This is a genomic window from Campylobacter sp. (assembly GCF_019423325.1).
Taxonomy (GTDB): domain Bacteria; phylum Campylobacterota; class Campylobacteria; order Campylobacterales; family Campylobacteraceae; genus Campylobacter_B.
In genome coordinates this window covers 1-21,492 of sequence record NZ_JAHZBQ010000005.1, presented here as the reverse complement: position 1 = coordinate 21,492, position 21,492 = coordinate 1, and the positions used below count along the sequence as shown (strand labels likewise).

20 protein-coding genes are annotated in these 21,492 nt (G+C 45.2%); 8 read left to right on the top strand and 12 right to left on the bottom strand.

Annotation, left to right across the window (positions count from 1 at the left end):
- The first annotated feature begins 536 nt into the window (after nt 1–536).
- Nucleotides 537–683: a hypothetical protein gene (locus QZ367_RS10235; protein WP_291940350.1), complete on the top strand. Its 147-nt coding sequence runs from the start codon at nt 537–539 to the stop codon at nt 681–683.
- A 176-nt stretch (nt 684–859) separates the two neighbouring features.
- On the opposite strand, the gene QZ367_RS10230 is transcribed toward QZ367_RS10235, so the two are convergent.
- Nucleotides 860–1,591, bottom strand: a complete 732-nt coding sequence (locus QZ367_RS10230) for a YaaA family protein (RefSeq protein ID WP_291940348.1) — start codon at nt 1,589–1,591, stop codon at nt 860–862.
- Between the two features lie 127 nt (nt 1,592–1,718).
- Here QZ367_RS10230 and QZ367_RS10225 point away from each other — a divergent pair, with 127 nt between their 5' ends.
- The 6 genes from QZ367_RS10225 to QZ367_RS10200 all read left to right on the top strand — a co-directional run bounded on the left by QZ367_RS10225 (nt 1,719) and on the right by QZ367_RS10200 (nt 10,015).
- Complete coding sequence (locus tag QZ367_RS10225; protein WP_291940347.1) at nt 1,719–3,365, top strand: anthranilate synthase component I family protein; 1,647 nt, start codon at nt 1,719–1,721, stop codon at nt 3,363–3,365.
- A 309-nt stretch (nt 3,366–3,674) separates the two neighbouring features.
- Nucleotides 3,675–5,288 carry an anthranilate phosphoribosyltransferase gene (gene trpD, locus QZ367_RS10220; RefSeq protein WP_291940345.1) on the top strand — a complete coding sequence of 538 codons (1,614 nt, stop codon included), beginning with the start codon at nt 3,675–3,677 and terminating at the stop codon, nt 5,286–5,288.
- On the top strand, nt 5,289–6,410 hold the full coding sequence (locus tag QZ367_RS10215; protein ID WP_291940343.1) for a DNA adenine methylase: 1,122 nt from the start codon (nt 5,289–5,291) through the stop codon (nt 6,408–6,410).
- Nucleotides 6,394–8,169 carry a hypothetical protein gene (locus QZ367_RS10210; RefSeq protein WP_291940341.1) on the top strand — a complete coding sequence of 592 codons (1,776 nt, stop codon included), beginning with the start codon at nt 6,394–6,396 and terminating at the stop codon, nt 8,167–8,169. The genes QZ367_RS10215 and QZ367_RS10210 overlap by 17 nt, the downstream gene beginning before the upstream one ends.
- A 62-nt stretch (nt 8,170–8,231) precedes the next feature.
- Complete coding sequence (locus QZ367_RS10205; protein WP_291940339.1) at nt 8,232–9,104, top strand: hypothetical protein; 873 nt, start codon at nt 8,232–8,234, stop codon at nt 9,102–9,104.
- Nucleotides 9,105–9,121: 17 nt separating this feature from the next.
- A complete protein-coding gene (locus tag QZ367_RS10200) occupies nt 9,122–10,015 on the top strand; it encodes a hypothetical protein (protein WP_291940337.1) in 894 nt (297 codons plus the stop codon).
- 312 nt (nt 10,016–10,327) lie between these two features.
- Here QZ367_RS10200 and yedE read toward each other — a convergent pair whose 3' ends face one another.
- Complete coding sequence (yedE, locus tag QZ367_RS10195) at nt 10,328–11,389, bottom strand: YedE family putative selenium transporter (protein WP_291940335.1); 1,062 nt, start codon at nt 11,387–11,389, stop codon at nt 10,328–10,330.
- Between the two features lie 420 nt (nt 11,390–11,809).
- On the opposite strand from yedE, the gene QZ367_RS10190 reads away from it, so the two are divergent.
- On the top strand, nt 11,810–13,900 hold the full coding sequence (locus tag QZ367_RS10190; RefSeq protein ID WP_291940333.1) for a TonB-dependent receptor: 2,091 nt from the start codon (nt 11,810–11,812) through the stop codon (nt 13,898–13,900).
- Between the two features lie 219 nt (nt 13,901–14,119).
- Here QZ367_RS10190 and QZ367_RS10185 read toward each other — a convergent pair whose 3' ends face one another.
- The 10 genes from QZ367_RS10185 to QZ367_RS10140 form a co-directional block, all read right to left on the bottom strand.
- Nucleotides 14,120–15,271: a hypothetical protein gene (locus tag QZ367_RS10185; RefSeq protein ID WP_291940331.1), complete on the bottom strand. Its 1,152-nt coding sequence runs from the start codon at nt 15,269–15,271 to the stop codon at nt 14,120–14,122.
- Between the two features lie 10 nt (nt 15,272–15,281).
- On the bottom strand, nt 15,282–16,028 hold the full coding sequence (gene trpA / locus QZ367_RS10180) for a tryptophan synthase subunit alpha (RefSeq protein WP_291940330.1): 747 nt from the start codon (nt 16,026–16,028) through the stop codon (nt 15,282–15,284).
- On the bottom strand, nt 16,021–17,202 hold the full coding sequence (gene trpB, locus QZ367_RS10175) for a tryptophan synthase subunit beta (protein WP_291940328.1): 1,182 nt from the start codon (nt 17,200–17,202) through the stop codon (nt 16,021–16,023). The genes trpA and trpB overlap by 8 nt, the downstream gene beginning before the upstream one ends.
- A 207-nt stretch (nt 17,203–17,409) precedes the next feature.
- On the bottom strand, nt 17,410–17,811 hold the full coding sequence (locus QZ367_RS10170; protein ID WP_291940326.1) for a hypothetical protein: 402 nt from the start codon (nt 17,809–17,811) through the stop codon (nt 17,410–17,412).
- Nucleotides 17,812–18,021: 210 nt separating this feature from the next.
- Complete coding sequence (locus tag QZ367_RS10165; protein WP_291940324.1) at nt 18,022–18,411, bottom strand: phytanoyl-CoA dioxygenase; 390 nt, start codon at nt 18,409–18,411, stop codon at nt 18,022–18,024.
- Nucleotides 18,412–18,804: 393 nt separating this feature from the next.
- Nucleotides 18,805–19,119 (bottom strand): hypothetical protein, encoded by a 315-nt coding sequence (locus QZ367_RS10160; protein WP_291940322.1) that lies wholly within the window; start codon nt 19,117–19,119, stop codon nt 18,805–18,807.
- A 3-nt stretch (nt 19,120–19,122) separates the two neighbouring features.
- Complete coding sequence (locus QZ367_RS10155) at nt 19,123–19,470, bottom strand: hypothetical protein (RefSeq protein ID WP_291940320.1); 348 nt, start codon at nt 19,468–19,470, stop codon at nt 19,123–19,125.
- Between the two features lie 62 nt (nt 19,471–19,532).
- Nucleotides 19,533–19,952 carry a hypothetical protein gene (locus QZ367_RS10150; protein WP_291940318.1) on the bottom strand — a complete coding sequence of 140 codons (420 nt, stop codon included), beginning with the start codon at nt 19,950–19,952 and terminating at the stop codon, nt 19,533–19,535.
- 79 nt (nt 19,953–20,031) lie between these two features.
- Nucleotides 20,032–20,391, bottom strand: a complete 360-nt coding sequence (locus tag QZ367_RS10145) for a hypothetical protein (protein WP_291940316.1) — start codon at nt 20,389–20,391, stop codon at nt 20,032–20,034.
- Nucleotide 20,392: 1 nt separating this feature from the next.
- The coding region (locus tag QZ367_RS10140) for a hypothetical protein (protein WP_291940314.1) at nt 20,393–21,492 on the bottom strand (1,100 nt) is incomplete at its 5' end.

The window sequence follows — 21,492 nt, the reverse complement described above, 5'->3', positions numbered from 1 at the left end:
TGAGGCGGGGGAATTTTGATAGTGGGATTTCGGCTTAAAATTTTATGTGTGGGATTTGTGAAATTTGGAAATTTGCGGGATTTTAAAGTATGAAATTTCAGAGCGCGGAATTTTAATTGCAGAAATTCGGCTAAGAACTTTATGCGCTGGGTTACTAGAGTTTGTAGCGACGGCGTATTTTACTGCGTTTGCGGATTTTTGGAATTTCAAAGCGTGAAATTTTGGCTCAAAATTTTTATCGCAACAGAACGCAAGCCATAAATTTCTGCTCGAAATTTTATACGGAGCTGGCTCGATCTGCATTTGTTTGTGTTGCGGCAAGTATAAATTTTAGATCATAATTCTGCGCTTGGACTGCGGCGGTTTAGCGTAAATTTTAGATAAAATTTTACGTTTTAATCGCGACGCAGTATTTTTGCCGCGATTAAATTTTCGACAGGGTTCTATCGCGGCGAAATTCCGCAAAGTAAAATTTTAGATAAAATTTCTGCAGCGAAATTTCCGCGCTCCGTATCCTAAAAATCGCCGCAAAAGCGGTGCAAAGTCACGGCAAGATCGCCGTAAAATTTTATGCGGAGCGGGCAAACGCAAAGAGCATAAATTTTGCTCTGAAAAATCCTTACGGTAAAATTTCGCCGTCCAAAGCCCGTCCAAAGCCCGCCAAAAGAGTGCAAAAAGACTAAAAAGCCGCCGCAAAATCCTCGCGATGAAATTTCGCCCGCAAATTTCTCCCGGTAAAATCGCTTTGGATGGGGCGGGATTTGAACTTGCGGCAAATTGTTCGGGCTAAATTTACGCAAAAATCCGCATTAAACCTGCAAAATTTATAGTAAATTTCTCCGGACGAAATTCTTTGCGTTTATGAAATTTCCAGCACGATCTCCTTTTTTAGCCCGATCTGTTTGATCTCTAGCACGGAGGCGCCGTTTAAGCGCAGCGCAAGCACCTCCGCCTCGCTGCAAGCGCCTGCAAGAGCGATTTCGCGCAACACCTTGCCGCGCCAAGCCTTGGCATAGTGGCTCAGCACCTTGCCGTCTTTAATGAAACTAAAACTCAGATATTCGTGCTTCATCTCATAAAATTTCTCGTAAAATCCCGCGCGCAGATCCACGACGCACTCATCCGCCAGATACCGATCCAGCGCGGCGGAGAAACTATCGCGATAAAATTTCGCCGCGTCTATGTCGCCGAATTTCTCGCCCTGCTTGAGCTTGTAGTTCGGCAACGCGTCGCCGCCCAGCACGGGGCCGAAAAGGTTTGAAAAAATTATCGTGTTTCGCTCTGCAAACTCCTGTGCGCCGGGGCTTAGCGACGCGTAGCCTAAAGCGCGATACGCAGTGCCCGTGTAGCGCAAAAGCGCCTTCGCGCAGCCTTTTTCAAAGATATTTTCGCGCAGGGCCGCATCCCATTTTTTCAGCCCGAAAAGCTTGCAAAGCTCCGCCTCGCTTGCTTTATCCACAAAATCCGCATAAGCGTGCAGCATCTGCAGGCGCTTTTCGTAAAGATCTGCAAAGATGAAATTTCGCTTGCAAATGCGCGTGTCGCCGCTTTGCTCGCTTTTCATCTCGCTTGGGGAAAATAAAATCTTCATACGTTCTCCTTGAAATTTGCTAATTTTACTAAAATTTTGCTTGCATTCAAGCCAGCCTGAGCTCGCGCCGCCCGCTCAAATTTAAGCTAAGCAGCGTATAATGGCGCTAAAAATTCCAAGGACGAAAATGCTTTTAGAAGAGCCGCTGTTTTACTACCGCGAAATTTTAAAGACGCATCCGCAAAGCTACCTCGCAGAGGACGACACTCAGGTCATCATCGGCATCGATTGCGATTATTTCGACGGATTTAAGATGAGTTTTGAGGCTTTGAGGCTTAAATTTGATGAGGTAAAGGGCGCAAAAGAGGGCGCGAGCGAGTTTAAAAACGCGAGCTTTGCCGGGCTTTTCGGCGTTTTGGGCTACGACATCGTGCGCACATTCGAAAATATCGGCGCGCCGAAGCAGGCGCTGTATGACTTCCCGCCGTTTTTTTACGCCGACGCCGCAAACTACCTGCACTACGATAAAATCAGCAAAATTTACGATTTTTACGGCAAAGACGCCCAAATTTACGAAAGCCTGCGCGGGCTTAGCTCGCAGGCTTCACAACAGGTCGCCGTCGAAACAGCAGCTGCGTCCCAGAGTGCTGCAAGAGCGGACGCCGCTATAAAGGGCGGCTCAAAATCGCAAAACGTAGCGAAGCCCGCGCCGCAGAAAAGAGAGCTTAAATTTAAAATTTTAACCGATCTTAGCGCCGAGGAGTCTCATTTTAGCGAGATGGTCGAAGAAGCGAAAGAAAAGATAAAAAGCGGCGACGTGTTTCAGGTCGTGCTGGGTGAAATTTTAAAAATCGGCACGAATCTCGGTAGCCTGGAGTTTTACGAGCGACTCAAAAAGAACAATCCGAGTCCCTATATGTTTCACTTCCCGACGCCCTACGGCTGCGTCGCGGGCTCCAGTCCCGAGCTCATTATGGAGATCAAAAAGGACGAAATTTTCGTCGCTCCCATTGCGGGCACCCGTAGCAGAGGCGCAAATGCCGAAGCGGACGCGGCGCTTGAGCGCGAGCTTTTAAGTGACGAAAAGGAGCTTGCGGAGCATCGGATGCTGATCGATCTAGCTCGCAACGACATCGGCAAATTCGCCGCGCCAGCCTCGGTGCGGGTGCAAAATGCGATGCGCGTCGTGCGCTACGAAAGCGTGATGCACATCGTAAGCGAGGTCTACGGCACCAAGCCGCGCGGGGTGAGCGCGTTTGAGGTGCTTAGCACGATCTTTCCTGCGGGCACGCTAAGCGGTAGCCCGAAGATCCGCGCGATGCAGATCATAAACGAGCTGGAGCGCTACGAGCGCGGTATATACGGCGGCGGAATCGGGTTTTGGCGCTTTAGCGGCGACGTGATGCAGGCGATCTTGATCCGCTCGGCGATCTTTTTAAATCGCGACGCGCAAGATTCCTGCTCGGACGAGGATTTTAAACGAAATTCCGGTTTAAATTTAGACGCTACTTGCGGCTGGATAAATTCCCAAGCGACGGAACTTTGCGACGGCGAAAATCCCGAGACGACGGAGCTTTGCGGTGTCGCGGCGCAAAAGGGCAGCGGCGGGGCGCTAAATTTAGAAAGCGAGCCGAGCTTTAGCCGCGCGATGCGGTTTGAGGTCGCTAAATTTAGCGCGGAGAATTTCGGCTGCGAAGGGCTAAACAATCTCGTATTTATCGGCGCGGGCGCGGGTATCGTTTACGACAGCTCACCAAAGAGCGAATACGCGGAGATCTGCAAAAAGCGCAAAAGCCCGCTTAAGGCGATCGAGGAGCTATGCGAGGAAGTTTAGACGTTTTAAATTTAACCATCCGGGCGCGCCGCTTTTCGGTGCGAGTTTGATTCGGCTAAATTTAAAGCGTGATCGCTGCGAGAGCGTTAAAATTTACGGCTAGCTTCATCAAGCGCCGCAAAGCCGAGATACATATCGGCTGCAAAGCAGCACAAGGTCGCGACTCAGTAATGCCGCGGGCGCGGGCGGAATTTAAATTTAGCCCGCAGCGGCGCTAAAACGGCGCTAAATTTACCTGCCGCAAAGCGGTTAAATTTAAACTATTTAGAATTTGAAAGAGGCGCAAACGCCCTAAAAAAGGATAAAATTTTGATTTTAATGATAGATAATTACGACAGCTTCGTTTTTAATATTTATCAATACATTTTGGAGCTCACGGGTGAGGAGGTGCGTTACTTCCGCAACGACGAGATAACGCTGCAGCGGGTGCGCGAACTTGCCCCGTCGCACATAATCCTAAGTCCCGGACCAAATCATCCAAAAGACAGCGGCGTCTGCCTGGATATTTTGCGCGCGGATTTGGACGTGCCGATTTTGGGCGTGTGTTTGGGGCATCAGGCGATCGGATATGCGGCGGGCGCGGAGATAAAGCAGCTGGAGGTGCCGCTGCACGGCAAGAGCTCGGCGATCGAAATTTTTAGTGACGGCGTACTTTTTAGCGGGCTGCCGCGTAAATTTGAAGTGATGCGCTACCACTCGCTTTATGTGGACGAAGCGACGTTGCCGAGCGAGTTTGAAATTTTAGCAAAGAGCGAAAATGACGGCATTATAATGGCGATGAAACACCGAAGTAAGCCGGTTTTAGGCATCCAATTTCATCCCGAGAGCTTTTTTACGCAATACGGCAAAAAGATCATCGAAAATTTCATCAATTACGGCAAAAAGATAATTTTAAAGGAGAAACTCGTGGTAAATTTCGCCCCGTTTATGTTGAAGCTACAAAAGGGCTTCCCGTTAGACAGCGACGATTACGCCGTCATTTGCAAGGCGCTTTACGAGCAGGATTACGACATCGTGCAGCTTGCGGGGCTGCTCGTGCTAATCAGCGAAAAATCGCTCTATCCAAGCAGCCTTACGGCGCTCGTGCGCAGTATATTAAAATACTCGATCACCTACGACGATCCGAGCCCGATGTTTGACATCGTAGGCACGGGCGGCGATAGACTAAAGACGATCAATATCTCTACGACCGTGGCCTTTATCGCGGCAAGCTTCGGCGTGCGCGTCGCCAAGCACGGTAACCGCGCGATTACTAGCAGATCGGGAAGCTCCGATGCGCTGGACGCTCTGGGCGTGCCGCTACTTAGCGATCTGGCGCAGATTAGAGCGCTGCTAGATCACACCGGGCTAGCGTTTTTTCACGCGCCGTTTTTTCACAAGATCACCGCCGAGGTCAAAGAGGTGCGCAACCGCCTAAAAATCGGCACCGTCTTTAATATAATGGGGCCGCTTTTAAATCCGAATTTAAGCCTAAGCAATCAGATCGTAGGAAATTATCTGGAGGAAGTAAACGGGCTCATCGCCGAAACGCTGATGATTTTGGGGCGCAAGCACGCTCTGGTGGTACACGGCATGGACGGCATGGATGAGATCAGCCTGTGCGACGAGACGCTAATCCACGAGGTCAAGGACGGCAAAATTTTAGAATACCGCGTAAGTCCCGAGCAGTTCGGCTTCGCTCGGGCATTTCACAGCGATATCGAAGGCGGCGATGGCGAGGCTAATGCCAAGATTTTAAAGCAAATTTTAAAAGGCGAGCTGAGCGGGCCAAAATTTGACATCGTCGTGCTAAATGCGATGTTTGCGCTATACTGCGCGGATGTCGTTTCAAGCCCTGCGGAGGCTAAGCCGCTCATTTTAGAGGCGATCAAATCGGGCAAGACGTGGAAATTTTACGAAAACTACGTAGGAGCGAGAGCTTAGATGGCTAGCGGCGAAAAGAGGGAGTTTTTAAGCGAGCAGCTCATCAGCTATCTGGGCAACAAGCGCTCGCTGCTAGCGCCGATAGAGCGGGCGATCTACGAAATCAAAGCGGAGCTTGGGCAGGGCAAGATCAGCTTCGCAGACGTCTTTAGCGGCAGCGGCATCGTCGCGCGCCTGGCCAAAGCGCACTCAAACCTCGTGATCGCAAACGATCTGGAGGGCTACTCGCGCGCGATAAACTCCTGCTATCTTTCAAATTTTAGCGACGAACTGTGGCGGGATTTAAACGAGCTGCACGCTGAAATTTTAAGAAATTTTACGCCGAAGGAGAGCTTTTTTAGCGAGCTGTACGCGCCGAAGGACGATGAGGATATTAAAGTGGGCGAGCGCGCTTTTTACACGCGCCGAAACGCCCTGATTTTGGGCGGGCTTTGCGAGCAGATCGGTAAAATCCCGCAAGAATTTCGCGATTTTTTCACCGCGCCGCTGCTTAGCGAGGCGAGTATCCACTCAAACACGGGCGGCGTTTTTAAGGGCTTTTACAAGGACAAAGCGGGCGTAGGCAAGTTCGGCGGCAGCGGCGAAAACGCGCTAGCTCGCATAATGGGCGAGATTTCTTTGCGCCTGCCCGTGCTTTCAAGCTTCGTCTGCGAAAGCGCGGTCTTTAAAGAGGATGCCGCGTGCTTTGCACAGAGCGCGCGCGAGTGCTTTTCGCAGCTTGACGTCGCGTATTTTGATCCGCCCTACAATCAGCACCCCTACGGCTCGAACTATTTTATGCTAAATTTGATCACGGATTTTATAAACGAGGGTAAGCGCCCAAATGCTGTGGGGCTTAGCAAGGTCTCTGGGATTCCCGCGGACTGGAACCGCTCTGCCTACAACAAAAAATCAAGCTCTGCTGAGGAATTTTTCGCGCTGCTGGCGAAATTTCCGGCGAAATTTTTAATAATCTCTTTTAATTCCGAGGGCTTTATCTCGAAGGCGGAATTTTTAAAAAACCTCGCGCAAATCGGCTCCGTGCGCACGATAGAGATCCGCTATCCGACCTACCGCGCGAGCAGAAATTTAAACGCGCGCGAGCTTTACGTGACGGAATTTTTATATGTCGTACAGAAGTAAGATCAAAATTTGCGGCATCAAAAGCGCCGCAGAAGCCCGTGCGGTGCTGGCGTGCAGCTCGGCTTTATGCGTAAATTTAGAGAGCGCGGACGACGCTAAAAATTTACCGCGATCAGGCGGCGAGAGCTCAATAAAAAATTCTAATTTTTGCGGCAAAAATTCTGGGCGGAATTTTAATTCGGATGCCGAGAATGCTACGCGAAATTTCAATTCTGACGGCCAAAATTTCGCACAAAATTTTAATCAGGGCGGCGAGAATTTTACCTGCCGTGCGCAAAATCATGCAAATTTTACGTCTGAGCAAAATTCCGATTGCGATAAAAATTTCGATATCGGTTTACGAAGCCATGGCGACGGCTCGAGCTTGCGGGCGGAATTTTTAGGCGTGATATTCGTATCAAGCTCTAAGCGCCGCGTGAGTATAGAGACAGCGCGCGAGATCGCGCGTATTGCGCATGAAAACGGCGCAAAGTGCGTCGGAGTTTTTGCTTTGAGCTCCGAAAAACACAGCGTCGCCGCGAGCGAAAATTTTAGAGGCAAAGCCTGCAGCGATGAAATTTGCAAAGATAAAATTTACGTGAGCAAGAGCGGCGGCTTAAAATTTTACGAAAACGAGCGCGAGTATTTGAGCGTAAATTTAAACGCAAACTGCGTTGTGTCCGCCTCGGTAAAAGATCTAAATTCTGAAATTTTAGATGCGGAAACCCTAAGCGAAGAGCAAATTTTAAAAATTTGCAGCCTTTGCGAGCTGGATTGCGCTCAGATTTATGGACGCATAAGCGCGAATTTTAAAGCGCGGCTTAACGCGGCGGGCATCGAGGCGTGGCAGGTGCTAAGTATCGGCGCTGAGATGCCGCCGCTTGAGGGTTTGAGCTTCGATCGGATATTATTCGATGCCAAAGGAGTGAGCCTGGGCGGCAACGGCGTGAGCTTCGACTGGTATCTGTTGCGACGCGCAGGGCTTGGCTACGAAGAACAATACGACGGGGCGAACAGTAAAAAATACTGCGCGGGCAGCACGGCTCAAAATACAGACGACACAAAATACGACTCGGCTAGCGGGCACTGCGATACGCAAAATAACGCAACAAGTGACGAAAAATGCTATGCAGCAGGCACGGCTCAAGGCTCAGACAGCGCAAGGAGCTATCTTAAACATAGCGCGATCTGTAACGGATATAGCGAGGGGAATTTAAAGCGCGATAAAAACGGCAGCTGCGGCAATTCTTGCGCGGAGCATAACGAAAACGGAAATTTAAAGCTCGAGATAGTAAGCGACGTCTGCCGTGCCTCTAATAGCAATGAAGTGAGCGAACGCACACATGATATTGTTCGATCGAGCAATACGAAACAAGAAACGAACGCCGATCGTCGCGCCGAAAAAAATGACGATGAGTGCAAATTTAGTGCGTGTGCTACCGCTCGGCTGAGTGGTGTAAGACCCACAAGCGAAGGCGTCAATAATCAAGGTGTAAACGACTATGAGGCGAGCGCGCCAAATATTACGAATGACGGCAGTGAGGTGGGCAAGTTGGGTGCCGCAAAGGATGATAGCGCGGATAAGTGTAGCACCGCTTCCAAAGGCGACGCGATCTCTTTTATTCTTGCAGGCGGCATCGGTGCGCAAAATATCCTTGAAGCGCTCGCGCTGCGCCCTTACGCTATCGATCTAAACAGCCGGGTGGAGGATGCGCGAGGCATCAAAGATCCGCAAAAGATAAGCGAAATTTTGCAAATTTTAAAAAATGCGCAAGGCTGATCTCTGCGTGCAAACTCGCGCGATAGTTATATCTAAATCAAGCGCGTATAAGGAGGAACCAAATGCGTAATGACGAAATTGCTAGGTTTGGCATAAGCAAAACGCGGTATGATGAAAATATAAAGGACTTCTTGCAAAATAAAAATTGCGATAAGCGAAATTTGGCGGGTGGTGGGCTAAAATTTACGAGCGATGGCAGGCGAAATTCTATAAATGTCAGCGAACGAAATTTTACGAATGCCGTTGAACAAAAATCGCAAAGCGATCTCTCTTGCGCCGCTGATACGCCCTTGCGAAATTATAAAACTCAAGCAAGGGATTACGATAAAGAGCCGATAATCATAAAAGATAATTCAATAGAGATGATTAAATTTTATTCGCCATTTCTGTATTTTCTTAATTTCATAGATTTTGGAACAAGGCAAGACTCGCCAAGATCCGTTAAACGCTGGCTAGAACTTTCGGATAAATTTAGCACCTGCTATATGAAATTTAAAAATTCAGTTATCGAATATTATTCAGAGAAAAAGAAGGCGACTCTATACTCTATAAATTTATCCGAAATAATTGCGATAAAACGCACCTTTGGACCGTCTACTTTTAAAATGACGAAAAAAGGTAAAATTTCAACATTTTTTGTCGCGTTCGTGTGGATAATCCTTTTATCTTTGGTAGTAACTTTTAAAAATAAAATTTCTTATGGAATTTTAATTGTGCCGATCTCCTTATTTTTAGCGTTTGCGCCCTTAATCATATTTAGATTTAAGAAAAATTTGGGATTTGACATAGGAAACGACAGCCTTATTTTTATGAGCAATGGTAATTATATCGAAGTAAGCATATTAACAAGTAAAGAATACAAAGAGCTAAAAGCCTATTTTCTACTCAAAATAGGGAAAAATTTAGATAAAATCCCGCCGCAAATTTTTGTGTAGACTATAAAGAATAAAAGATGAATAAAAAACAGAGGCTTGAGAAGCTAAATAAAATTTTAAATGAACGGCGTCAAAATTTAGAGCAGAGCTCGAAGAGGAATTCTGATGCCGAAAATTCTGACAGTAAAAATTTTAAATTTGAAAAACTCACGAATGGCTCCGCTATAAATTCAAACGAAAGCATAAGTCTTACTAAGTTCAGACAAAATCCGAGTTGCGCTAGTGATTATAATAAAGAGCCTTTAGTGCTCAAAGATAGGACGAATTTTTATATAGTTCTTGCTACGGTATGCACGCTTGCGATTATGATTTTTATGTATTCATACGAACCCAATCAAACTAGATATAATCAGCTTTTTATAGTATTTCCATTTTTCGGATTGCCTATCATAATGGAATATTTTACAAATTTTTATAATAAGAAATTTGTAAAAATTTATAATGATCGAGTTACTTATTATACAAATAAAATGCCCGAAAAAACTATATTCTTAGATGATCTTAAGGATGTAAAAAGAGCCTATTTTGCAAGAGATAATGAGTGGCTTAGGAGGCAAGGCGCTTTTTATAGATTTTTCTTAAAATTTGATCCGTATGCTACGATAATCGCTTTTTTATTGATCTGCATATTGGTATTAGCTATCGGCGTAAGAAAATATATAGAAACAGGTAGTTCCAAAGTAATTTTTATATTAATATTGACGTTTTTGTTTTTATTCATCTTAAAATTTATATATTTTTTAGTTTTTAAATTCCGTCTTAGACTTATATTCTACGATAATATAATAATTCGAGGCAAGGATAAAGATATCGCCTTTACGATAGAAACTATGGACGATTACGCCAGGATAAAAGAATTTTTTATGAGGACAAAAGACATTGATTTGGATAAGACTCAGCGCCACGTATGACTGGATTTTAATTAATAATTAAAGAGTTTTAAATGAAAAAAGCCTCAAACGGCAAAGCCTTTAAATTTTAAAATTTAAAGGAGCGACTCTTAAAAATTGATCGTAATCTTTCTTGCGCAGAATCTATTTTATCATTTGCTTTATCGCGTTATGAATACGGCTACAAATTCTTAAATTCCATCTCTAGCTGCTTGCGCCAGTCTTGCAGCGAGCACTCCGCTCCGGCAGCGTATTTCTTTATAAGTACGCCGCCAGAGCTTGACTAGATACACCGCCTCTGTATAGATTGATCTCTGAGATTAAATATCAGCCTTAAGCGCCGCGTCTTTGAAAAATCCCCACGTAAAGCGCAAAAACAAAACCGATCGCAACCGCGTAAGGAGCGAACTCGGTGATGCCTTTAGCCGAACTTGCGAGCAAGAAATTGTGCGCGATTGCAGCGCCAGCCGCCATGCCGATGACGAATATGCCCGAGCTTAAATTTCCCGTGCCGGCCTGCACCAGATGCTTGCCCGGGCAGCCTTCGCTGAGGCTGAAGCAAAGACCTGCGAGCACCATGCCTAAGAAATTCCAAACAAAATCGTTGTGTGCGATAGGCTGGTCGTCAAAGCCGAGTTTGTATTGTCCGAATGCGATATTTGCGATGCTTGCAAACGCGATGACGCTTAGCACGCCCCAAAACATCGAGAAATCGCCGCGAAAAATTCTACCGAACGCGCCGACGCTGCAAAATTTGCTTCTATGCATCACCGCACCCACGATAATGCCCGCAGCCAGCGAGATGCCTACCGCAGCGTGTTGCGAACCAGGGCCTTTAGCGGAGATAAAAAGCGCGCCGCCCTCGCCCGTTTTGAGTCCGAAAATCAAGGCCGCAAGCAGCGCAGCGCCCAGTAGCACGGGCAAAATTCCGATCGCGCCGCTAAGCCTTGCCTCTTTACTCGCCTCATAGCCGCGCTTTTTAAGCAAAAACCCAATGAGTACGCCGCAGATCAGACCCGCTAATCCGGCTAGCGCGGTCAAATCGCCGCCGCCTAGGCGCAAAAACGCGCGCCAAGGGCATCCCAAAAATACGAGGCAACCGATCATCGCGAAAATCCCTAGGAAAAATTTCGCAAACGGCGAACTGCCGGTAACCGGCGCAAACTCGCGCGTCCAAAATACGCTTGCTAAAAAGCCGCCGAACACAAGCCCTATGATCTCCGGGCGGATGTATTGCACCGCGGCAGCTCGGTGAAAGCCCAGCGCGCCCGTGGTATCGCGTAAAAAGCAAGCGACGCAAACGCCCATATTGCCCGGGTTTCCGAAATGCACCAGCGTCGCACCCAGCACGCCTAGCACGGCGCCTGCGATGATGTACCATTTAACGTTATTCATGAAAAAATCCTGAAATAATCTAGATCGACCGATCTCTTAGGCGCGATTTTATCCTTTGTAAAATAAAAAGTTAATAAATTTCGATCTAAATTTATGAAAAGCAAGAAATTTAAGTCGCTCGGGCAATTGCTAAATTTAGACGTAAACGAATCGCTGATGTTTAAATTTAGACTCTTTGTTGAGATAAAAACGCCAAATTTATCCGTCCAAATACGGCGCAGGCAAGGTGCGGAAACAGTGCAGGAGCGGCGCGGACAGGGTGCGGACAAGACGCAGTCAAAACGCAGAAGTAGCTCAGAAAGAGCGCATACTTACCGCCAATAAAAACAAATTTCAAATGTTTTTGAAATTAAATTTCAACCTTATTTAAGTGTGTAGATATATAATAATGTATTTCAATTTTATTTCAAAGGTCGAGGCATGAAAAAGCAAATTTTATTGGTGCCGCTTGCGATAGGCACAATAGGCGGAGCGAATGCGGCCGAAAATAACGCCACGAAGTCGCAGGATCTAGGCCAAATCGTCGTACAAGCGACGGTAAGCGCGGTCGATAACCTAAAATACGCGGGCTCGGCCGGAATTTTAACCCCCAAGGATATGAAAGCCAAAACCAACGTGATCGATTCGATCATGCAGATACCGGGCGTTGATGGCAGCATGGATATGGGGCGTCAGATCGGCAGGCAGTTTCAGATCCGCGGATTCGGATATCAAAGCGACGAGCGCGTCATCATCAAGCAAGACGGCGTGCGCAGAAGCGCGGGGATGTACTCAAATATGATCTCATCCTTTCGCACCGATAGCGACATTTTAAAGCGCGTCGAGGTCATAAAGGGCGCCTCGTCCGTGCTTCACGGTTCAGGCGCGATCGGCGGTATCGTAAATATGCAGACCAAAAGCGCGAGCGATTATCTAAGCGAGGGCAAAAGCGTAGGTTTGATGCTAGGACAGAGGCTTGAATCAAACAATATGCATAGCACGCGCGGCGCGGTCTACGGCAAGGGCGAGGAGATTCCGATTGATGTTTTACTCTACGGCAAGCGCGCAAGCTACGGCAATATCAAGTTCGCAGACGGCGGCACGCACTACGCCCCGGACTACGATAAGAGCTTTAATAACGAGCATATCGATACCGGATTTTTTAAGATCGGCGCAAATTTAGACGATCACCGCATAAGCTTCAGCGCCTTTGATTACGACGAAAATTTACACACGATGTGGCAGACACTATGGCAAAATGATGCAGATCTCTTCGTAAGCGGAAATTTAAGCCAGAGAGATTACGTTTTTGATTGGAGCTTTACGCCGCAAAGCCCGCTAGTTGATATGTCTTTTAAGGCCTATAAAAGCAGAGCTGAGTATAAACGCGGCTATACCAGCGGCGCAGATACCGGCAGTTACACGAACAAAGACGATCGTAAGGGGCTAGAGATCAAAAATATCTCGGAATTTGATACGGGCTTTTTAAATCATAGCTTCGCTTTCGGCGGCGATTACGAAAATAGGCAGGAGGATGCGATCTTTATCCAAAATGGAGCGCTAAGAGATTTCGCCTCCTTTCCGAACGAATACAATAGCTACGGGCTTTTTGCACAGGATCTGATCCGCTTGCACGATGATTTAGAGCTTACCTTGGGCGGTAGATACGATAGATTCGATCGCAACATCAAAGGCAAACCCGCGAAATTTAAAGATTCCAGATTTTCTCCACGCGCGGCAATTGCCTACACTCTCTTTGATAAATTTACTCTTTTAGCGGGATATAGCGAGAGTTTCCGCGCGCCTACGCCGCACGAAACATCGCAATCAGGACCGATAAACCGAATGTATTATTACATCCCAAATCCCGATCTAAAGCCTGAAACCGTCAAAGAGTACGAGGTCGGATTTAGTTTTAAACAGGATGAAATTTTTACGGACGATCACTTCAATATGAAATTTATCTACTTTAACGGCAATATCAAAGATATGATTGACGTTAAGCCGCTACCGCATCTTGGCGTACCGCCGGGCGGCTTTTCGCAACAATACGGGCAGTATCAAAATATCGATCAAGCCAAAAGGCATGGTTTTGAGCTAAGCTCAAACTACCAAACGCAGGACTTTGATTTCGGCGCGAGTTTCGAACGACTTAGAATTTACAATAAAAAGACGCACGAAAACATAAACAATCACGCCAAAAAGTTAAGCGCGCACGCTTTCTACTCGCCTCTGCACAATTTAAATTTAGGCTTTGAGGTAAGCCACTATTTTAAGCCTCATTCTAAACCCGCTTCCTATTTTGTACGCGGGAGGGAGTATTTTTATGTAGATAAGTCCTTCACGATCGCAAATTTCAGAGGAAGCTACAAGATCAAAAACGGCGTTATTCCAGTCCTTGACGGCGCGGACGTGAGCTTTGGCGTAAATAATATTTTCGATAAGCATTATATCAACGCAAACCGCACGCGCGAGACTGTGGTGGTGGGTGCTGGACGAAATTTCTACGTCGATTTGGAAGTAAGATTTTAGATTAAGCTTATATGGGCGAAGCGCGGGTTAAATTTTAAAACTTACCCGAGCTTGCGTCCTCTTTCTTTTTAAATTTAAGCCCCATCGCGACCTTTTGGCGATGAGGCTTAAATGTGGCATAAATTTCTAGCGCTATAAAATTCCATAATTTTTAAAATTTAACAAACTGCAAAATTTTATGGGTCGCAAAGCCCGCAAGTTACGAAATTTCTCGTCTCATCAATCGATAGCGTTGGAGCTTTTTAACACCACTAGATGTTTTTTGCCCGCGAAGCTTAGCACTACGGCAGCATTATTTTCGTCGATCTCGCGCACAAGCTCTACTCGCACGTCGCTAGGTATTGCGGTATCCGAGCTAAGCAGCTCATTTTCTAAAATGCTTCTAAATGCCGAAACCTTGGGCTCTTTTGCATCCGATCTTTCTTTTGCTCCCTCGCGAAATTCCATCGTGCCACTCTCGGCAGGGCCTACTTTAAGCGGCGAAATTTTATCCTCTGCTCTTATATTCTCGGCGCTCTCAGAGCTTTCGTCCGCCTCCGTAGCTTCCGAACGCTCGGCACGCGCAACTTCATCGTAAAATTTATCGTGTGCACTCTCTTCGCTCACGTTCTCGCCTCTTAAAAAATCTGCGCTATCTACGTTTTTCGAGTCGTTAGAATTTTTTAAATTTAAAGCAGAAGCTTCATCTTTCTTCGCAAACTCCTGCGAGTCAGAATAATTGGTAAAATTTGCGTTCTTTGATCCGCTCTGATTTTTAAAAGAGGAGTCGTTTAAAATTTCATCTATGCCCGCTTCGTCCACGTCGGCCTCCTCTATGCTAGCGTCGTCTTCAAAAACCCGCCATGTCTCGTCGATACTTTTTTGCGGCTTATGCGATAAAAATTTTCGTACGCCGACGAAAGCCGCAGCCGCAAGCAGTAATGCTACGATTATCGGCATCACGGAAACCCCGCTGCTGCTGCTTTGCGCCGTTTCATTCGCCTCGCTCTTTACGCTCATCTTGCTCTGATCGAAAGCAGGATTTTTTACGCGCAAAATGAGCTTGAGATTGCCGTCTTGAGTAAGAGCATCGACCGACAGATCGGCTCCGGTGGGGAAATTTATCTCGATATCCTTGCCCTTAGGCGCTATCGTAAAGCTTTTTAAGACCTTTTGGTTGGTGCGCATCTCGTTAAATTTCTCATCGCCGCCGAGCCCTTTTAAAATAAGGCTCATCGACTGCCCATCGACGCGGCGTACGATGTCTGGCTTGTATGCGGAGTCAAACGCCAAGGCGATATCCACGCTATCGTCGTGGTTGAAAAGATCGTATTGCATCAGATTGGCGCCGAGGCAAAAATTTGCGATTAAAATCAAAAATATCTTTTTCATGCTCTTTCCGTTAGTTAAAAAGTTCGGCGATCTTGTCTTGCAGCTCGCGCCCGCCATAGTTTGCGCATAAATTTACGATCGCAGTGCCGATGATAGCGCCGTCTGCGTATTCTTTCGTGGCGCGAACGTCGCTAGAGCTGCGAATACCAAAGCCGATCGCTACGGGCAGATCGCTCATTTTTTTAAGATCGGCGACCATATTTTTTAGGCGCGAGATCGGAGTTTGCTTGCTTCCTGTCACGCCGATAGCGCCCACGCCGTAGATGAAGCCTCGAGCACGGCTCAAAACTCGCGCGGCGCGGTGCTCGCTCGTAACGCTAATAAGCGGAATGAGCGCGATACCGAACTCCTCACAAAGCGCGAAAATTTCCTCATTTTCCTCATACGGCAGATCGGGGATTATTAGCCCGCTGATGCCGTAGCTCGCCGCCTTAGATACAAACTCGCGCGCGCCGTAGGCAAAGATCACGTTGTAATAGACCAAAAACACAAGCGGCTTGCGCGTTTGCACCCCTTTTAAAATTTCAAATACCTTCTCCGCGTTTACGCCGTTTTGCACCGCGGAAAAGCTCGCCTTAAAAATTTCGGGGCCGTCTGCGAGCGGATCGGAATACGGGATGCCGATCTCAAGCAGATCGATCACGCTTTCGTCTAAATTTGACAAGAACTCCTTCGTGTGCGCGGGGCTCGGGTAGCCCGCCACGATGTAGCCGATGTTTGCCTTTTTGCCGGCAAAGGCCGCCTTGATCTTATCCATAAATCGTTCCTTTTTTGTAATTCATCACGGTATCCATATCCTTATCGCCCCTGCCGCTTACGTTTACGACGATCGTTTTTTTGCCTTTTAACTGCGGACAGAGCTTTTGCAAATACGCTAACGCGTGCGCGCTTTCGATCGCGGGGATGATGCCCTCAAGCCTACAGAGCAGTTTAAGCGCCGTGATACACTCATCGTCGGTTACCGCTTCGTATTTTGCGCGACTTATCTCGTGCAGATGCGCGTGCTCCGGGCCTACGCCGGGATAATCAAGCCCCGCCGAGATGCTGTGAACAGGCTCGATCATGCCGAATTTATCCTGCAATACGATCGTTTTCATGCCGTGGATGATGCCCGCGCGTCCATTGGTAATGGTCGCTGCATGATAAGGGGTATGCGCGCCCAAGCCGCCCGCTTCGACGCCGATGAGTTGCACGCTAGGATCATCCACGAACGCGCTAAAAATTCCTATCGCATTGCTTCCGCCGCCCACGCAGGCTAGGACGTAGTCGGCTTTGATCCCCTTGCTTGCGAGCTGCGATCTGGTCTCGGCGCCGATGACGCTTTGAAAATCCCTAACCATCTTCGGATACGGATGCGGTCCGACCGCCGAGCCGATGACGTAAAATACGCTCTCGATCTCGTTCACCCACGCCTGAATCGCCGCAGTGGTGGCCTCTTTGAGCGTTTTAAGGCCGGTGTCGATTTTGATTAAATTTGCACCCAGAAGCTGCATTCTAAAGGCGTTGAGCTGCTGGCGTGCAGCGTCGGTCTCGCCCATATACACGTCGCATTCAAGCCCAAATAGCGCCGCTGCCGTCGCCGTCGCCACGCCGTGCTGGCCCGCGCCGGTTTCTGCGATGATCTTTTTTTTGCCCATTTTTTTGGCGAGCAACGCTTGCGCTAGGGCGTTGTTGATCTTATGAGCGCCCGTATGGTTAAGATCCTCGCGCTTTAGATAAATTTCATGTCCGTAGTGCTCGCTAAGACGCGCGGCGTGATACAGCGGCGTCGGACGCCCCGCATATTCGCGCAGCAAGCAACCTAGCTCATCTTTGAATTCCTTCGTCTGCGCTATGGTGCTGTACGCATCCTCCAACTCCTCGAGCGCAAACATCGCCGTCTCAGGCACGAACTGCCCGCCGAAACTCCCGAAATACGCCTTTTTATTCATCCTATCTCCTCGCATTAAATCGCAAGATTATATAAAATTTCGCGTTAAATTTCGCTTTTTTGACGGCACCTTTTGCGGCGCTCTTCTAAATTTATCGGATATATGGCCGCAAAAAACACGCGGCGCAAGATAGTAAATTTTAAAATTGTAGCTAATATTTTGCTTGATGAGTAGCCTTAGCTTCGTAAATTTGAATGATTTGTGAATTTATTTGCTTTCATTGCTAATATCGCTCTTTTTATAATTACCGATAGGACAAATTATATTGTCAGTATCTGTAAGCCTTAATTTTTTCCACTCTTCAAAGCTATTAACTCTAATCAGATTATGTGGGATCTTTGACGGTTCATCAATAATTTTAAGACACTCACTCGTTTCTCTTTTAAAATACTGCATAATAAGGTGACTATCGTCATTTTCCAAAGCCTTTTTTATACATTTTGCTTTTAACTCAACATAACCGCTATTGCTTAGAGAATTTTTTGAAAAAAGCCTCATTGGAGCGCACTCACTAATTATTTCCGTATAAATCATACGGAAAACAAAAAACGAAATAATCAGGAAAAATGGTAATAGAATAATATTTTTGTATCGTTTTAAAAATTTCATCTTATTTCCTTATTTAGAATTTTTAAATTTTACGGATAAAAACCCTTGATTTTTGTCTTTTACTGCCGCTTATGCCTATGCCTGCCCCTATAGAGCTTGATTTGCTATCGCTTATACCATTATAATATCTATAGAAGCCCAGGCACTTAGGCATAGCAGCAGATTAAAGATATATAGGATAAATTTCATTCTAGCAGGTCTAATCCGGGTTTAATCATAGTCGAAGTCTTCCAAATCATACCCGAAGGTATACAAAGTCTTTAAGGCTAGCTCTCTGACCTCTATCCAGGATTTGTTCTGATAGACTAGATAATCGTAAGTATCTCTCTTTAATATACTATTGTCTTCAGTATATTTATCTATAAGTTCCATAAGCTCTCTTAGCGCATCCCTCTCGTATGGCAGGAAGCAAAATTCGAATTGCTCCAATAAAGCATTCTTGCAATTATCATATAACAAATCTATCATCTCCACGGGGTCTTCATAATATTTTGCCGTGGCATGTACTAAATATTTATCCTGGTATTCCAAAGAAGTCATTCGGCTTAAATTAAACACAAGACCGCCTTTCTCAAATATCTCTTTTCCGTTAATTTGCATTTGGGTTTCCTTTTATTGGGATGTGGGTTTCATCAGTATCATATGGTAATATTTTACCGGAATCATCAAAATATTTTTTCTACTAAACGGAATTCTTAAAATCCATCCACTATTAGTATTTGCGGTGCTTGGGAATTTTGGATTATTTTCTGGCGCGTGTATTCTGACTCTATCTACACCATCTTTATCAACGAATTTTATTCCTTTACCGTCATTTTGTAGCATTACTTTCCAGTCTTTCGGCGCTCTTGAGAATATCTCTTCAATGATGCGCCTGTTAGGCTGGCAAAATCTCCTACATTAGTCGATGTTTCCTGTCTAACCAGCCATTTTAAATTTCTTGACATTTAGTGTAAGCCATTTCCGTCTACTATAAAATCTACTTTTACTATATTATTTCAATTCATTAAGCGAATTTGAAAACATTCTGCCTTTTTCTATTACGTGTTCTTCTTCTGATGTAAAATTAATATCCTCGGGCAGAAATTTTAAGTAATATTTTATCTGAGAAGCCGCCCTCCTTAGCTCTTTGTTTATGCAATAAGCGAATCTGCTTTTATTATTATCATAAACCTTAAAATATTCATAGTAGCAAGGATCTTTCCTTTCGGCATCTTGAGAAAACCGATAATCCAATGCCCAATACATTAGACCGCCGGCGATCAAAGTTACCAGCGTCAAAAACGCCTGTTGAAAGCTATTTTTCATTTTTTACTCCTTGTATATTTGATTTAAATTTCTCCATGCCTTCGTCGGCAATGTTTGGTGGAAAAAATATAGGGCTGTAGCCATATCCCCCCCCCCCCCCCCTGTTCCATATACAACGACGGATCTTCCTGTTTTTGTATAGATTAAATTAGAAAGCTCCTGCGCATAATTTGCACTGCTACATGCAGCCGAATGGATAGCTATTATCCTCCCCTTTTTCCAGGTACTATCATTTTTTATAAATTTTTCATACAATTCTTCTGGTGTGTATGCGGCAGATCCCTGGAAGATGAGAGCGGCGGTTAAAAGAACAAGGACAAAGAAAGAAAGTCGTTTTATAAATTTATTCATTTTTACCTTTTGAGTGGAGTATTAGAAATTTATTTTCTACGCTATCTTTATTCCTGCACAAATTAATAATATATCCCATCTACGCACACATCGGCATTTAGTTCGGCGCACATTTTTAGCATTTCTTTACTAAAGTCGATAGAATATACATCGTCCTTCTCCGCCGCGTCTATCATTATATCGATGTTAACGTTTAACTTTAATGCCGATATCCTCTTTTTAATATCGCCAAAGTTTGCTTTTAAAATTTCATACAGATCTTTTAACGCATCGTCCGTGTATACGTGCTCTTTCTTGGCAGTATAGCATAGCCAGCTACAGCTATTTCTAACCTTGCCGCGCCTTTCATCTATGTCGCCGATTTTATATTTTTTTATATAACTAATTTTATATTCATTGATCTTCTCATCTAGGATCAAGTCCGAAAAATCAAAGTTATATTTATCCGACGATAAATAAAAAGCAACATACATAGTAGTCATTTATGCTCCTCATAAATTTACAAATTTACTGGGCTTCTATCATTCGCCCGTCGCGTTTATACTTTAAAGATACATACTATTATTTCTTTGAATTAATCATCATGCCCCTTATAGTTTTCTCCATATCATCATCATTGAGTATTCTCAATCCTTCATTAAGTATTTTTGTTTGATTATCATCTAATGTTTGTAGCTCATCCGATATGTGCGGGAAGCGTCTTAATGCATTTCTTATGTGCATTTTTGAGTAGCTTGATGCATGGTCTATGCATATTATAAATTTTTCTAATTTCATACTATGAATATTCTCGATTGAGCAAGGCAAATTCTGCTGATATAAGATATACCATCTTATTAATAGTATTGGAATTGAGCTCAATACTATCACATAGAGACATCGTCTCAATTTAGTAATATTTTGCTTTTGTATTCTTTTCATTTCACTTCTCCTTATCTCCTATAACTACAGTATCATCTCTATTCTCTGGACCGTTACCGTACGGACGATAGTAATACGACCCCCTAAACCCTTTAACTTTGACGGATTTGCCCGTATTGGTTTTAATAACATCGTGCAACTCCTCAGCAAAAGATTTACCTGAAGATGTAATAGGTCTTGCAGAATAACATACACCTAGATAAATCTCTTCTACATTTCCAGATTGCCAAGTTTTATCATTGATAATATCTCCATATACTTCATCGGCTGTTTTACTAATAACGTGACTACGGCTTCCAATAATATTTTTTGATCCATCGCTAGTAACTGCTCCACCATGTGCTATTATAAATAAAGTTCTTCCGCGGCTAACAAATTCTACTAATTCTCCTTGCACCTGCGCAATAGATACCCATGAACCATCTTCATCCCGAAGCATATAATTTATAACATCATCACTCTTCCTCTGATCCAGCGAGTAAAAGTATTTGGTATCGGCTATGACAGTTTTGTCGTTAGGATTTACTTTGGGCGAATAGTCGTTAAGGCTTCTGCCGTTTAATCTTAAAGCCTTTTCCGACATGCTTAGCATGCCTAAGGCATAATTAGTAGCGAATTGATTTTGTGCGGGATCTTTAGGTATGAAAGTACCTCGTTTATTATCGCTGCGATGAACGAGCTCGTGTCGTAAGAATGTCATAAATTCTTTTGCATTGCTAATGTGCTTCGTATTGATATATACAGAATTCGGATCGTCTGAGTTAAATTCTCCTCCGCTTCCTTTGTTTAGATTGGCAAATTTAACTTTTACCCCCATTTGATTTGCTATATCCTGTGCGGCTCGTTGCTTTTTAAATATATCGGCACTAGGATCGTTTAGCACGTCAAGATTTGCCGCAAGCGATATGCTATCTTTATCGTATCCGCTAGTAAAGCCTCCGATATAGTCAAATATTTTAGAGACTTTTGCATTCTCGGTAGTGGCTATTAAATTTATCGCTTCGTCTATCGCACTCCCCCTATTAAGCTCATCCTTTATCTCATTTCTTCCCCCTTCGCTAAACAACCTCATATCTACGCTTGCATCGACGTTAGAGTTTA

Coding starts and splice junctions, on each gene's coding strand:
- QZ367_RS10230 (WP_291940348.1), bottom strand. CDS start 1,591: ATGAAGATTTTATTTTCCCCAAGCGAGATGAAAAGCGAGCAAAGCGGC.
- QZ367_RS10225 (WP_291940347.1), top strand. CDS start 1,719: ATGCTTTTAGAAGAGCCGCTGTTTTACTACCGCGAAATTTTAAAGACG.
- QZ367_RS10215 (WP_291940343.1), top strand. CDS start 5,289: ATGGCTAGCGGCGAAAAGAGGGAGTTTTTAAGCGAGCAGCTCATCAGC.
- QZ367_RS10210 (WP_291940341.1), top strand. CDS start 6,394: ATGTCGTACAGAAGTAAGATCAAAATTTGCGGCATCAAAAGCGCCGCA.
- QZ367_RS10205 (WP_291940339.1), top strand. CDS start 8,232: ATGCGTAATGACGAAATTGCTAGGTTTGGCATAAGCAAAACGCGGTAT.
- QZ367_RS10200 (WP_291940337.1), top strand. CDS start 9,122: ATGAATAAAAAACAGAGGCTTGAGAAGCTAAATAAAATTTTAAATGAA.
- yedE (WP_291940335.1), bottom strand. CDS start 11,389: ATGAATAACGTTAAATGGTACATCATCGCAGGCGCCGTGCTAGGCGTG.
- QZ367_RS10190 (WP_291940333.1), top strand. CDS start 11,810: ATGAAAAAGCAAATTTTATTGGTGCCGCTTGCGATAGGCACAATAGGC.
- QZ367_RS10185 (WP_291940331.1), bottom strand. CDS start 15,271: ATGAAAAAGATATTTTTGATTTTAATCGCAAATTTTTGCCTCGGCGCC.
- trpA (WP_291940330.1), bottom strand. CDS start 16,028: ATGGATAAGATCAAGGCGGCCTTTGCCGGCAAAAAGGCAAACATCGGC.
- trpB (WP_291940328.1), bottom strand. CDS start 17,202: ATGAATAAAAAGGCGTATTTCGGGAGTTTCGGCGGGCAGTTCGTGCCT.
- QZ367_RS10170 (WP_291940326.1), bottom strand. CDS start 17,811: ATGAAATTTTTAAAACGATACAAAAATATTATTCTATTACCATTTTTC.
- QZ367_RS10165 (WP_291940324.1), bottom strand. CDS start 18,411: ATGCAAATTAACGGAAAAGAGATATTTGAGAAAGGCGGTCTTGTGTTT.
- QZ367_RS10160 (WP_291940322.1), bottom strand. CDS start 19,119: ATGAAAAATAGCTTTCAACAGGCGTTTTTGACGCTGGTAACTTTGATC.
- QZ367_RS10155 (WP_291940320.1), bottom strand. CDS start 19,470: ATGAATAAATTTATAAAACGACTTTCTTTCTTTGTCCTTGTTCTTTTA.
- QZ367_RS10150 (WP_291940318.1), bottom strand. CDS start 19,952: ATGACTACTATGTATGTTGCTTTTTATTTATCGTCGGATAAATATAAC.
- QZ367_RS10145 (WP_291940316.1), bottom strand. CDS start 20,391: ATGAAAAGAATACAAAAGCAAAATATTACTAAATTGAGACGATGTCTC.